The organism is Stenotrophomonas sp. 78350_Sma (genome assembly GCF_056482105.1).
Genome location: NZ_CM151182.1, coordinates 4493342 through 4507453, shown reverse-complemented (window position 1 = coordinate 4507453; position 14112 = coordinate 4493342). Strand labels below are relative to the sequence as shown.

The following is a 14112-nucleotide window of genomic DNA, read 5'->3' as shown; positions in this document are numbered from 1 at the left end:
GGGTGGCGACGTGACCGGGTTGTTGTGTGTGTGCAGTTCCCCCTGGGTTGATGGAAGTACCTGGCATGAAGAACGTATTCCGCAGTTTGTCCCTGTCCGCTTCGGGCGCTGTCTGGGCCACGCGCCTGCGCATCACGATGGCGAGCGCCACCCTGGCAATGGCGTTCCTGGCCCCGGGCAGCTCATTTGCCCAGGTGCAGGTGCAGGCCGGCGAGCAGGCGCGGGCCGACCAGTCGGCGAACGGCGTGCCGGTCATCCAGATCAACCGCCCCAACGCCGGCGGTGTCTCGCATAACCGCTTCCAGGACTACAACGTCGGGCGCGAGGGACAGATCCTCAACAACAGCGCGAGCACCGTACAGACCCAGCTGGGTGGCTACATCCAGGGCAACGGCAACCTGCAGCCGGGCCAGTCGGCACGCTTGATCCTCAACGAGGTGACGTCCACCAACGCCTCGCGCCTGCAGGGCCATATCGAGGTGGCCGGCCACTCGGCGGCGGTGATCGTCGCCAACCCCAATGGCATCACCTGCGATGGCTGCGGCTTCATCAACACCACCCGGGGCACGCTGACCACCGGCACCCCGGTGTTCGGCAACGATGGCAGCCTGTCGGCGTTCCGGGTGTCCCGTGGAACGATCCGCCTGGAAGGCAACGGCCTGGATGCCGGCAACCTGGAAGGCGTCGACCTGCTGGCCCGCGCGGTGCAGCTCAACGCCGGCCTGTGGGCACGCCAGGTGAACGTGGTCACCGGCGCCAACCAGATCGATGCCCAGACGCTGGCGACGCAGGCGATCAGCGGAGAAGGCGAACGCCCGCAGTTCGGCCTGGACGTTGCCGCTCTCGGTGGCATGTATGCAGGCAAGATCCGCCTGGTCGGCACCGAGGCCGGTGTGGGCGTGCGCAGCGCCGGCCAGATGGTGGCCGATGCAGGCGACTTCATCCTGACCCAGGCCGGCGATGTCCGTCTGAATGGACGCACGGCGGCCGCGGGCCGCCTGCAGATCGAGACCGACGGCGACCTGAAGGCCGACGGCACGCAGTACGCGCAGGGCGATCTTCAGATCCGTGCCCGGCAGGCGTCGCTTGCCGGTTCCACGTCGGCAGGCGGTGCGATGGCGGTACGCGCCATCCAGAATCTGGACCTGGCTGGCAGCGCGCAGGCCGCGCAGATGCAGCTGGACGCCGGTGGCATGCTGACCCTGGCTGACACGGTGAAGAGCGCGGGCAGCATCGCGCTGGCTGCCGCACAGGTGCAGAACCGTGCACAGGTGACCGCAGGCGCCGGGCTTGCCGTGCGCGCCGACACGCTGGTGCAGGACAAGGGCGCGCGCCTGGGCGCGCAGGCGCTGGACGTGCAGGCCCGCCAGGTGGACAACGCCGGCCTGCTGCTGGGCAACCAGAGCGTACGGATTCAGGCCGCGCAGCTGCACAACGCAGGGCAGCTGTACAGCGACGCCGACGTCGATCTCGACGCGGTCAGCATCGACAACGAGGGCATCATCGGTGCCGGTGCCAACCTGCGTGCAGCGGCCGACCGCATCACCCAGGTGAAGGGTGCCGAGCTGTCTGCGGGCGCACTGCTGAAGGCCGAGGCGCGCCAGCAGCTGGACAACGCCGGGCATATCCTCTCCGAGCAGGCGCTGGAACTGTCTGCCGGCGGCGTGGACAACCAAGGCACCCTTGAGGCCCGCCAGGCCTCGCTGACGGTCGACCGTCTGCGCAACGGCGGCACGCTGCAGGCGGTGGATCTGCTGGCGCTGAAGGCCAACGCACGCATTGACAATGACGCCACCGGCAGCATCCAGGGTGGCAAGGGCCTGCAGGTCGACGCGGATGTGCTGGACAACGCCGGCATCATCGGCAGTGCAGCCGATGCCCGTCTGTCCGCTGCCACGCTCGACAACCGCAACCGGCTTGAAGCAGGCGGCACCCTGACCCTGCAGGGCGGCACCCTGCGCCAGCAGGCGGCCGCCACGGCGCTGGCACGCGTGCTGGCCGTGGACATGCAGAAGGTGACCAATGATGGTCGCCTGCACGGCCAGCAGACCCTGGATCTGCACGCCTCCGGACTGGCCAACAGCGGCGTGATCTATGGTGGTGATCGCACCCGGCTGCGTACCACCACGCTGGACAACGCGGGTGTAGTCGCCAGCGATGGCGCGCTTGACGCGCGTACCGACGCGCTGCACAACCGCGCCGGCGGCAACCTGTCCAGTGCGCAGTCGCTGCAGCTGGATGCGGTGACGCTGGACAACGCAGGCAACGTGTTCGCCAAGGGGGCACTGACGGCTACGGCCGATGTGATCGACAACCGTGGCGACCTCTACGGCGCCGGTGATGTCGATGTCACCGCGCGCGATTCGCTGGACAACCAGGGCAGCCTGGTAGCCGGCCAGGCGTTGCAGGTGCGGGGCCGGACCCTGCACAGCCAGGGTGAACTGGGCAGCGAGCGTGGCAACGTGCAGCTCAGCAGTGACCAGACACTGGTGCTGGGCGGGCGCACGTTGGCCGCCGGCACGCTCACCGCCCACGCGGGCGGCAGCCTGGAGCAGTCGGGCAAGGTCTTTGCGCAGCAGGGCGTCGTGCTGTCCGCCGATGCCGACGTGACGCTGAAGGGAACGATCGACAGCGCTGCCGATCTGCAGGTGCGCAGCGGTGGCGACCTGGACAACCAGGCCGCGTTGTTCGCCAGCGGCGCGCTTTCGCTGCAGGCCGCGCAGGCACTGCGCACGACGGCAGACGTGCAGGCGCGCACCGTCACGCTGCAGGCCGCCCAGGCCAGCAACCGCGGACGCATGCTGGCCTCGGGTGACATCGAGGTACGGGCAGGGCAGATCGACAACAGCGGCGTGATCGTGGCGGGCCTGCTGGCCGACGGCAAGGTCGGCAGCACCGGCAGCGTCACCCTTGATGCGCGCCAGCAGCTGCGCAATGCCGGCCAGATCAACGCCGGCCAGCAGGTTCACCTGCTGGGCGACAGCCTGCTGCTGGAGGGTGGCCAGGTCTGGTCGGGTGGCACCCTGCTGGCGCAGGCGCGCAGCGGTGAGTGGCGCAATACCGGCGGCAGCCTGACCGCGATCGGGCTGCTCGACCTGCGTGCCACCGACCTGCTGCGCAATGCGGGCAGCCTGCAGGGCACGCGCATCGGCCTGCTCGCAGCCGCGCTGGACAACAGCGCCGGCGAACTGCTGCAGACCGGTACGGACCCCTTTGAACTGAGCCTGACAGGTGCTCTGCGCAACACCGGCGGGCGCATCGCCGCCAATGCTGGCAGTGTCCACCTGAAAGCTGCGCAGCTGCTGAACCAGGGCGGCCGCATCGAGCACGCGGGCACGGGTGTGCTGAAGATCGAGACCGGTACGCTGGACAACAGCGGTGCTGGCCTGATCGTCGGCAACGGCGAGGCGGACGTGGCCGTTGCTGGTCGCCTCGACAACAGCGGCGGTACGCTGACCGCGGGCACCGGTGCGCGCGTGACCGGTACGGAGATCGTCAACGCCGGTGGCCGCCTTGATGCCGGCGGCACCCTTACCGTGGACGCCACGGGGGCATTGGACAACCGCACTGGCACCATCGTGCAGCGTGGTGTCGGCCAGCTGCAGGTGCTGGCCTCCCAGCTGGACAACAGCAATGGCCTGCTGGGCGCCGAGGGCAGTGCGCGCGTGACCAGCCGCACGGGCGACCTGCGCAACGTGGATGGCAACCTGTACGCTCGCCAGGAACTCGGGCTCGACGTTGCGGGTGCGCTGGCCAACCAGCGTGGCCTGGTCCACGGCGGCACCTCGCTGGATCTGCAGATCCGCCAGGCACTGGACAACAGCCAGGGCAACATCGAAGCACAGGGCGCTGCGAACATCCGCGCTGCTTCGGTGGGCAACCGTGGCGGCCGCATCGTGGCCAACGGCATCGGGCAGCTGTCGCTGGAATCGGCCGGTGCGCTGGACAACCGTGGCGGCACCCTGGGCAGCACCGGTGGTGCGCTGACGCTGACCGCAGGCAGCGTGGACAACCGCGCCGAAGGCGGCCAGGCCAAGCTGGTGGCTGGAACCGACCTGCGCCTGCAGACCGCTTCGCTGGACAACGCCGGCAGCATGGTCCATGCCGCCAATACCCTGTACCTGGAGCGCGCCGGCGCACAGGTATTCAACGTAGGTGGCCAGCTCAGCGCAGGCAATCTGCTGCGCCTGGATCTTGCCGCGCTGGACAACAGCAACGGCCGGCTGCTCAGTCGCCAGAGCCAGCTGACGCTGGGCAGCCTGGCCAATGGTGGTGGCGAAATCAGCGCCTATGAAGCACTCGGCGCACGCCTGCAGGCCTTCAGCGGCATCGGCCGCCTGTTCGGCGGCAGCGAGCTGCGCCTGACGCTGGCCGGTGACTACGTGCATGGCAACGGCCAGCGCCTGGAGAGCAACGGGCTGCTGAAGCTGGACGTGGCCGGTGCACTGGTCAACCAGGGGCGCCTGGAGAGCAAGGGCACCCTTGAAGTCTCGGCGGCCCGGATCGAGAACAGCGCTGGCGGGCAGATCAACGCCACGGCAGGCAATGGCAGTGGTCGTGTCGCGCTGAGTACGGCGGGCGATTTCAGCAATGCCGGTCGCGTGGACGGCGATACGGTGGAGGTGTCGGCTGCCACCATCACCAACACCGGCACCCTGATGGGCAACGCGTTGGAACTGCGCGCCTCGCGCATCACCAACGGCCGCGACCTAGGCGACACGCTGGTCGCTCGCGATTACAACGAAGGGCTGATGGCGGCCACCGGCCGCATCAACCTGTATGCCAACTACATCGACAACCTCGACGGCGAGCTCTTCAGCCTGGGCGACATCCGCCTGCAGGGCTGGAACGGCGGCAATGCCCAGCAGATCCGCAACCGTTCCGGGCGCATCCAGGCCGAGAACGACCTGATCCTTGCTGCACTGGGCGTGGCCAACGAACGTCGTGTGCTGGTCACCCAGCACAAGGTCTACAGCGGCAACGAAGGCGCTGCCGATCCGGACAGCGGGACGTTCAGGGTCGATGGCATCGACGGCCCGGCACCGCCGGGCAAGCTGTGCCCGGGCGACTGTGCCGTGCTGGAGGTCTGGACCGAGCACAAGGACCTGGTGCTGGAAGGCACCACCGTCATCGCCGCCAGCGCGGCGTCGCAGCTGATTTCCGGTCGCGACATGCAGATGTCCGGCGGCTCGGTCGACAACCGGAACTCGGCCATCGCCGCCGGTCGCAACCTCTCGATCAACGGCCGCGGCTCGTCCAACAGCGAAGACCCCAATGACTGGGCCGGCGTGGTCAACAACGAGGCGCTGGCCGGCTACAAGGTGGTCCAGCGTACGTCGACCATCGACTACACCTACCGCCCCTGCCCCAGCCGCTGCGACTTCGAGATCTATGGCGGCAGCCGTGCGCTGGGCACCAGCACGGTCACCAAGCAGGTCACGCTGGCTGGTGGCAATGCCAGCATCACCGCCGGCCGCAAGGTGCAGATCGAAGCGCGCGAGGTCAACAACGCCGTGGTCACCGCGCACAGCGGTGGCACGCCGCTGGACGTTGCCGGTTGGCAGGGCAACAACGCCTACGCACCCGAACTGGGCCAGCAGCAGGGCGCCGGCGCGGTCGGCGGCAACGCTGGCGCACCGGATGCACAGCAGGGCGTGGCCACCGGTCCGGCCAGCGCGCAGGCGCAGGGCGCCGGCACGGCCGGTGATACCGGCACACCGGGACCGGGCCGTGTCACCACGGTGCCGCCGCCGCAGGTGGTGGGCAGCCCGCAGAATCCGCTGCCGGGCCTGTCGCTGCCCAGTGGCGGCCTGTACACGGTCAATCCGGGCAACCAGCGCTGGCTGGTGGAAACCGATCCGCGCTTCGCCAACTTCGGGCAGTGGATCGGCTCGGACTACATGTTCCAGCGCCTGAACCTGGACCCCGACAAGCAGCTGCGTCGGATGGGTGACGACTTCTACGAGCAGCGCCTGGTGATGGAACAGATCACCGGCCTGACCGGGCGTCGCTACCTGGATGCCGACCAGGGCGATGGCATGGGCCAATACCGCGCCATGATGGATGCCGGCGTGAGCGAAGCCGCGCGCCAGCAGCTGAGCGTGGGCGTGGCACTGTCGGCCGAACAGGTGGCCGCGCTCAACGAAGATATCGTGTGGATGGTCGCCCAGGAAGTGGACGGGCAGAAGGTGCTGGTGCCGGTGGTGTACCTGTCCCAGGCCACCGCCAGCCGCCTGCATCTGGGGGGCGCCGCCATCGCTGGCGAGTCGGTGGAGATCCGCGCCGGCAATGTGTCCAACCAGGGCATGATCCGCGCCGATGATCGATTGACCATCGACACCGGCAGCCTGCTCAACGATCGCGGTGGCATTTCCGCGGGTGGCAATGCCCGCATCACCGCCGTGGAGGACATCCTCAACAACAGCGGCCTGATCCAGGGCGGCAACGTGGCCCTGGTGGCCGGCCGCGACCTGAAGAGTGTCAGCGGCATCGACGTGGCCAGCATCCGCAGCGGCGGCAGCCTGGCGCTGGAAGCCGGGCGTGACCTGGCACTGGTCGGTTCGCAGGCCAGTGCCCGCGGCAACGCGGCGCTGGAGGCCGGCCGCGACCTCAACCTCACCACGCAGATGCAGGGTGATGGCAGCCTGCGCCGCACCACGCTTGATGTCGGCGGCAGCCTGTCGCTGGACGCTGGCCACGATCTGAACCTGACGGCAGTGACCGCCAAGGCCAGTGGCAGCGTCCATGCCACGGCCGGCAACGACATCAACCTCAACGCACTGACCACCACCGAACAGGGCGGCTGGGGCAGTAACCGCTACACGCGCGAAACCCTCAACGCCAGTGGCATCGAGGCCGGTGGCTCGCTGGGCATGCAGGCCGGGCAGGACGTGAACCTGCAGGCCGCGCAGCTGAAGGCCGGCGACGGCCTGGCCGTGGTGGCCGGGCGCGATCTCAACCTGCAGGCCGAAACCACCACCAACACCAGCCAGCAGCAGAGCCGTGGCAAGCGTTTCTCGCAGACCACGCAGAGCATGGACGAGACCGTGCACGGCACTTCGCTGCAGGCCGGCGGTGACATTGCGCTGGTGGCCGGGCGCGATGCCAACCTCACTGCCACGCAGGTCGGCAGCACCGATGGCGGCATCAGCATTGCCGCTACGCGCGACGTGAATCTGCTGGCGGCACAGGAGGACCACAGCTGGGAGCAGGAAACCACGCGCAGGAAGAAGGGCCTGCTGTCGAGCAAGACCACCACCACTTACGACGCGACCCGGGACAGCCTGGTGGTGGGCACTACGCTCAGCGGCGAGACGGTCACCATCGGCGCCGGCCGTGACGTCGTCGCGCAGGCGGCGCAGGTGGCTGCCACCGGTGATGTGGTGGTGGCCGCCACCCGTGACCTGACCATCGGCACGGCCACCTCCACGCACAGCGAAGAGCATGACAAGACCGTCAAGCGCTCGGGCGTGTTCGGCGGTGGTGGCTTCAATCTGACCATCGGCCAGAGCAAGCTGGAAAAGGGCCTGGAGATCGAGCAGAGCGCGCCACAGGGCAGCCTGATCGGCTCAACCGATGGCCGGGTCAACCTGAGCGCCGGCAACACGCTGCACATCACCGGTTCGGACGTGCTGTCGAAGACCGGTACGCAGCTGGTGGGCGGGCAGGTGGTGATCGACGCGGCACAGGGCACCACCGACGTACACCAGAGCACCAAGCAGAAGAGTGCCGGCATCAACGTGGGCCTGACCGGCGGCGTGGTGGATGCCGCGCTGGCGGCATATGGTGCGGCCAAGGCGGCCGGCAACGCGCAGGATGACCGCCTGAAGGCGCTGTACGCGGTGCAGGCGGCCAATGCCGCCGCTGGCGTGGGCGGCGCCATGCAGCAGGGTGCTTCCGGCGCTACTGACGGCGTAAGCCTGCGCATCGGCATCGGCGCCTCCAGCTCCAGTGCCAGCCAGACCAGCCACGACCAGTCGGCGGTGGGCAGCACCATCCGCAGCCAGGGCGACGTCAGCATCGTCGCCACCGCCGGTGACCTGAACATCATCGGCAGCCAGGTGAAGGGTGACAACGTGGCGCTGGCCGCGCGGGACAACATCACCCTGCGCAGCGAAGCGGAAGACCACACGCAGTCGTCGAAGAACAAGAGCGGCAGCGGTGAGATCGGCTTCAGCATCGGCGCGCAGACCGGTTGGTACGTGTCGGCCAGCACCGCCAAGGGCAAGGGCAGCGGCAACGGCACCATGCACGTCGAAACCGTGGTGGACGCCGACCGCAACCTGACCGTCATCAGCGGCAAGGACACCACGCTGCAGGGGGCCCAGCTGAGCGGCGACAAGGTGGTGGCCAGCATCGGCGGCAACCTGTCCATCATCAGCGAGCAGGACACCGACGACTACGCCAGCAAGCAGACCCAGGCTGGCGGCACCTTCGTGTATGGCAGCGGCGGCACCGTCAACATCGGCCAGCAGAAGGTCGAGAGCCACCTGCGCAGCGTGCAGGAACAGAGTGGCATCGTTGCCGGCAACGGTGGCTTCAACATCACCGTGGGCGGCAACACGCACCTGGAAGGCGGCGTGATCGGCAGTACTGCCGATGCGTCGAAGAACCGCCTGGATACCGGCAGCCTGACCGTTGTCGACATCGAGAACGAATCCCGCGCCAAGACCAGTGGCGGTGGCATCGGCACCGGTATGAGCAGCGGTGGTGGCATCAGCAACCCGCTGGGGAGCGCGGCCGGCGCAGGGCTGAGCCTGCTGGGCGGTACGAAGAAGAACGACAGCAGCACCACGCACTCGGACATCGCCGCCGGCACCGTGGTGGTGCGCGATGGCAATGAGAGTGCCTTGGCCGGTCTTGATCGGACCGCGACCGGCTTTGATACCGACAGTGCGCTGTCGGCCGTTGACCTGCGCAAGATGCAGGAGCGCGCCGAGGTGATGCAGCTGGGCGGGCAGCTGTTGTTCAAGGGCGTGGGCGACCTGGGCGGCTACCTGAGCCAGAAGGCGGACACCGAAGAAGGCAAGGCGTTCTGGGCCGACGGCGGCAACGGCCGCGCGCTGCTGCACGGCATGGCCGGTGCGGCGATGGCCGCATTGGGTGGTGCGGATGCGCTGAAGGGCGCAGTGAGTGCTGCCGGTGCGGAGAAGGCCAAGAAGGCGATCTCGGATTACCTCACCGCCAATCAGAGCGAGATCAGCCCCGAGCAGTTCCGGTCCTTGATGGAGGTCAGTAGTGCGATGGTGGGTGGGCTGGCGGGTGGCAGCACCGGCGCCAACATTGCCCTTACAGGAGATCGATTCAATCGGCAGCTGCACCTTGACGAAGCAAAGAAGCTGGATGCGTTGAAGCAGGGCAAGACTGCTGATGAGCAGCAGCGCTTGAACGACGCAATGTGTGCCCTGGTTCATTGTTCCGCCGGCGTACCGGATAGCGATCCGAACAAGGCCCAACTGGAGGCCTCGGAGAAACGCGGACGTGGATACGCGGCAGAGCAGCAGCTTATCAAGGGCGCCAATGCTTTCCTTGGCTACTCAACGATCGATCAAGTGAATGACCAGATCCTTCGGTTCGATGAGTCATTCATGCGAATCAAGGGAGGGGTGCAGGCAGTCGGTGGTGCGGCTGGAGCAGTAGGTGCAACCGCCGGCGCGGTGGCAACTACGCCCGGTTGTGGGACTGTCGTGTTGTGCGCGGCACCGATTGGGCTGGCTGGCGTGGCCGTCCTGTCGGCCAAATCCGGTATGGATGGTCTGGACTCCGCCCTGGGGTCCTACAACTCGGTGCAGGGAAAGAGGGTTCTGGATTCCTTCAACGCTTCAACCTATCAAGGTGATCAGAATCCCTTGGCGGGTGCTGCTGTTTCACTCGTGCGGATGGCTGCCGAGCAGGCGATCAGCCGAGTGGGCGGAAGGGTGCTTGCGCAGAAGGAGCTTCCTGGAGCGGATCGCGTTGCAACTAACACCAATTTGGGGCGAGAGGGAAAGATTGATCCGTCGCTCGCGCAAAAGGGGACGAGGGAGTACGAGATTCTAAATAATCCACCGCCGAATTCTAAAGTTGAACTCACAAATGGAACGGTCTTCAAGACCAATGGAAGCGGGTTTGTGGAGGAAATAACCTATCGCCCAAACAATATCCCTGGGACTCGCGATGGGCGTCAGACTGCAGTTGGAAAAGAAGGGATTGCAGGTGATGTTGGAGGGCACATTCAAGCTTGCCGCCATGGTGGAACTTGCGATCGTTACAATATTTTCCCTCAGAATTCGAACTTCAATTCGAGCGCATACAAAAGGTTTGAGAATGAAATAACTTCCGCTCTGAAGGAGGGAAGGAGTGTCGGAGATGTAACTGTGAAATTTGCAAGATCATCGCAGGGTAATGCGAGGCCAGATACGGTTACTGTTGTATATAGCATTGATGGTAAGATGTCCTCGAGAACTTTTAAGAATGAGTACGGTGGTGGTCTATGAGTTACGTCGAAAAGCAGGTTGAGATAATTGATTCTCTGTATAGGGCGATGGATGCAAGTGCTGAGGATGGTTACACGGATGCTGTGTGTAGATTCCGCTATCTTCCGGAGGAGGATGGATCTCTTGGCGTTGATTCCTCATTTTTTTACACGATCGGTGGAATCTCCGTATCTGCATTGTTGAATGATTTTGGTGGTAGGGGTTGTGTTGATTTGGTGTGTGATCTCCATGATGTAATGAAGGAGCATACGGGGGGGGATTGGAGGGAGTTTGATATTATGATCAATTCCGATAAGACTGTGACCACTCAGTTTAGATATTCTCAGTAGTTTTTCGCGCCGTCAGTCTCAAATGTCCAGGATCCTTTGACTCGATGAAGAATCCTTGAGAATCAGAGTGGCAGGCGCTGAAATGAAAAATTTAGAATGATGGCGGAACTGGTACTTTCAGTTGAGGGCTAGTCCGTCCTATCTGCATCGGTTGCCTCCAGCTCCAGTGCCAGCCAGACCAGCCACGACCAGTCGGCGGTGGGCAGCAGCATCCGCAGCCAGGGCGACGTCAGCATCGTCGCCACCGCGGGTGACCTGAACAGCGCGATGTCGGCCGTTGACCTGCGCAAGATGCGGGAGCGTGCCGAGGTGATGCAGCTGGGCGGGCAGCTGTTGTTCAAGGGGGGGGGGGGGGGGACCTGGGTGGCTACCTGAGCCAGAAGGCGGAGACCGAAGAAGGCAAGGCGTTCTGGGCCGATGGCGGCAACGGACGCGCACTGCTGCACGGCATGGCCGGTGCAGCGATGGCCGCATTGGGTGGGGCCGATGCGCTGAAGGGCGCGGTGAGTGCTGCCGGTGCGGAGAAGGCCAAGAAGGCGATCTCGGATTACCTGGAGAACAACAAGGACAGCCTGAGCTGGGAGGACTACCAGTCGCTGATGGAAGTCGGCAGCGCGATGGTGGGTGGTGCTCTGGGTGGAAGCAGGGGCGCCAACATTGCGGTGGCCGGGGACCGGTTCAATCGGCAGCTGCACCCGGATAAGGTCAGGTGGATCCTACCCTCACAGAAACGATGGTTCTATATTCCAAAATCGTGCAGGAGATTTGCCGGTTAAGCCGGCTGGCTATTATACGGAGTATGTACACCCTACCCCGGGAGTCACAGGGCCTGGAGCTCAGCGTATAGTTGTCGGAAAGGGGGGTGAGATGTACTACACTGCAGATCACTATAAGACATTTATTCCGATCAATAATTGAGGGTTAATTAATTGTCGATAAAGTATTATGAGTCGATGCCGTCATACAGTTCTGCGGAAGTGTTTTATGTGAGGGTTGATCCTCATATATCTGTTCCGGACGAGTTGTTGAGGGCTCTGTATTATTTGCTGTGGTTTCCAGGGTATTTTGGGTTTAATTGGGATGCTCTGTATGATTGTTTGAATGATTTTGAGTGGATTCCCTGCAAAAAAATTGTTGTTGTACATGAGCGGCTTCCAAATTTTGTGGACGAAGATTTGAAGATTTACTTGGAAATCTTGCGTGATGCAGTTGCCAGTTGGTCAGGAAGTGAAGTTCATGAGTTCGAAGTTTTCTTTAGAGAAGGCGATCAATGTAGAGTGGAATGTATTTTAGCTAGCTAGTTTGGGTAAATGTATCGAAATTGCTCCGGGTAACTTCGACCGGATCTAACTGATAAGCTTGGTAACTTGAGGGCTACTCTGGGGGGATTAAATGAAGCTGATTGGAAGCCTTACGGAACAATCTTTTCGTGAGGAGCTATCTGCGTCATGGGCTGGGCTTAGAGAGCCGGGAAATCAGTTGTTCTCTATCATGGTGGGCAGGCTCGGCTTGATTGATAGCGCTTTTGTGTTGAATTGGACGCCTGAACAATCTGAGGATCTATACACGGTCCTGGTCAATGGGGTGGAAGTGATTCAGCTTGAAGTTTCAAGGCTTGGTGGGAAAGTTGTGGATTTTCAGATTGCTGGCGTGAAGGACTACGAGAGATCGCTTCGTTCGCAGTGGGGGAGGATTAGGCTGGCGGTTGCTCTTGATTTGGCAGGTAAGCGTTGAAAGCAGCCCCGGCCCAGTCGGGGATATTTAGTTCAATCGCCGAATTCACCAGGCGCCCTGCATTACCCGATTCCGTATCTTCTCGTCGGACTCGAATCCTGCCTGTTGCAGCCAAAGGCAAAGTAGCTTGGACTGATGCCGGGGGCGATGCGACCCGCTGGGGAGCATGGCTGATGCAGGGCTGAGCCCGCCGGGCGACACGAAGAAGAACGACGATAGCGCCACGCGTTCGGACATCGCTGCCGGCAGCGCGATAGTGGAGGTCTTCAGCTCGATACCTAGGGGCTGAGTGCTTGCTTGTTCAGCATATTCTGTACTGCTGACGTGCACGCTCCGGAAGGATTAAGCGGGGCTTGATATTCACGATGACGTGCCGCGAAAAGAGGTTTTTCGTTTAGTGAGGAAAACTGTGAATCATTAGTTGACTTCGGGCCTGTGCCAAGCCGATCCAGAACCACAGTGATCCCCCTCTTCATCACAACGGGCTACGATGAACCCGATTACGGATCGAAGGAGTGGCCATGAATTCCCCCTTGTCTCCCCTGTTGTCGGCAATCGGCCGTAGCTGGTGGATCCTGCTGCTGTATGGCCTGGTCGCTCTCGGCTTTGGCATCATCGCCATCGGTTGGCCCTTGTCGGCGGCCATGGCATTGGCCTGGACGCTGGGCGTGATGGCCATCGTCGAGGGTGTCATCAGCCTGTTCGCTTTGATCAGCGGCGGTAGCGGCGCTTCGCGCGGCTGGCTTGCGCTGTATGTCATTGCTTCGCTGGGCTTCGGCATCCTGGCGGTGATCAATCCGCTGGCAACGGCCAGCGTGCTGGTGCTGTTCCTGGCGGCGTGGCTGCTGGTGGCCGGCATCTATCGCATCGTGTTCGCGATCCGCGTGCGCAAGCAGATCCAGGGCGAATGGTTGCTGATCCTCAGCGGCGTGCTGGCGGTGGTGCTGGGCCTGCTGTTTGCGGCCAATCCATATGCCGGCGTGGCGGTAACCACGCTGTGGATCGGCATCGGCAGCCTGCTGTACGGCCTGCTGCAGGTGCTGGTGGCATTCAAGCTGCGGAAGCTGAAGTGAGAACGGCGCTTCTGCTGCTGCTGGGCGCGGCACTGGCCATCACCGGATGCACGCCGGGTGCCACACCCGGTGTCCTGGCAGGCAAGGAGCATGCGCCGCGGCCCGGTGTGGATGTGCGCCTGAGCGCGGTTGATGCGGACGGCAAAGGCACGCAAGCGCAGTGGCAGGGCGAGACCCTTGCGCTGCGCGAGCCGCCGATTGCCGGCAGCGCCGACATTGCCGATGTGCGCTATGTGCAGGACGCAGGCCAGCAGCCCGGCCTGCAGATCCGCTATCGGCCGGAAGCGCATCAGCGCATCCACGATGGCACGGCAGCACTGGTGGGCCAGCGAGCAGCGATCAGTGTGGATGGCCGCGTGCTGATGGTGGCGACGGTGAAAGGCCCGTTCGGTGAATCGATGATGCTGAGCGGGCTGCCGAGCATTGCCGAGGCACAGGCGTTGGCGAAGCACATCACCGGTCAGTGACGGGCGCGCCAACACCGCCGCGCCATGCGCGGGG

The 14112-nt window shown here is 64.1% G+C and carries 9 protein-coding genes; all 9 read left to right on the top strand.

Annotated features, from left to right (window positions below):
• Window positions 1-65: 65 nt before the first annotated feature.
• The 9 genes from ACZK4H_RS20755 to ACZK4H_RS20715 all read left to right on the top strand — a co-directional run bounded on the left by ACZK4H_RS20755 (window position 66) and on the right by ACZK4H_RS20715 (window position 14078).
• Entirely contained in the window at window positions 66-10475 is a 10410-nt protein-coding gene (locus ACZK4H_RS20755) for a hemagglutinin repeat-containing protein (protein ID WP_099555205.1), read from the top strand.
• Entirely contained in the window at window positions 10472-10804 is a 333-nt protein-coding gene (locus ACZK4H_RS20750) for a hypothetical protein (protein WP_099555203.1), read from the top strand. Before ACZK4H_RS20755 ends, ACZK4H_RS20750 begins: the two co-directional genes overlap by 4 nt.
• A gap of 198 nt (window positions 10805-11002) precedes the next feature.
• Entirely contained in the window at window positions 11003-11179 is a 177-nt protein-coding gene (locus ACZK4H_RS20745; protein WP_478473032.1) for a hypothetical protein, read from the top strand.
• A gap of 74 nt (window positions 11180-11253) precedes the next feature.
• On the top strand, window positions 11254-11580 hold the full coding sequence (locus ACZK4H_RS20740) for a hypothetical protein (protein ID WP_242884696.1): 327 nt from the start codon (window positions 11254-11256) through the stop codon (window positions 11578-11580).
• On the top strand, window positions 11462-11722 hold the full coding sequence (locus ACZK4H_RS20735; RefSeq protein WP_428843487.1) for a guanyl-specific ribonuclease: 261 nt from the start codon (window positions 11462-11464) through the stop codon (window positions 11720-11722). The genes ACZK4H_RS20740 and ACZK4H_RS20735 overlap by 119 nt, the downstream gene beginning before the upstream one ends.
• A 35-nt stretch (window positions 11723-11757) precedes the next feature.
• Window positions 11758-12105: a barstar family protein gene (locus tag ACZK4H_RS20730; RefSeq protein WP_099554869.1), complete on the top strand. Its 348-nt coding sequence runs from the start codon at window positions 11758-11760 to the stop codon at window positions 12103-12105.
• Window positions 12106-12196: 91 nt separating this feature from the next.
• Window positions 12197-12538, top strand: coding sequence for a hypothetical protein (locus tag ACZK4H_RS20725; protein ID WP_099554795.1), 342 nt, complete (start codon window positions 12197-12199; stop codon window positions 12536-12538).
• Window positions 12539-13059: 521 nt separating this feature from the next.
• Window positions 13060-13611 carry an HdeD family acid-resistance protein gene (locus ACZK4H_RS20720; RefSeq protein ID WP_099554797.1) on the top strand — a complete coding sequence of 184 codons (552 nt, stop codon included), beginning with the start codon at window positions 13060-13062 and terminating at the stop codon, window positions 13609-13611.
• A complete protein-coding gene (locus ACZK4H_RS20715) occupies window positions 13608-14078 on the top strand; it encodes a SecDF P1 head subdomain-containing protein (protein WP_099554798.1) in 471 nt (156 codons plus the stop codon). Before ACZK4H_RS20720 ends, ACZK4H_RS20715 begins: the two co-directional genes overlap by 4 nt.
• Window positions 14079-14112: the final 34 nt, after the last annotated feature.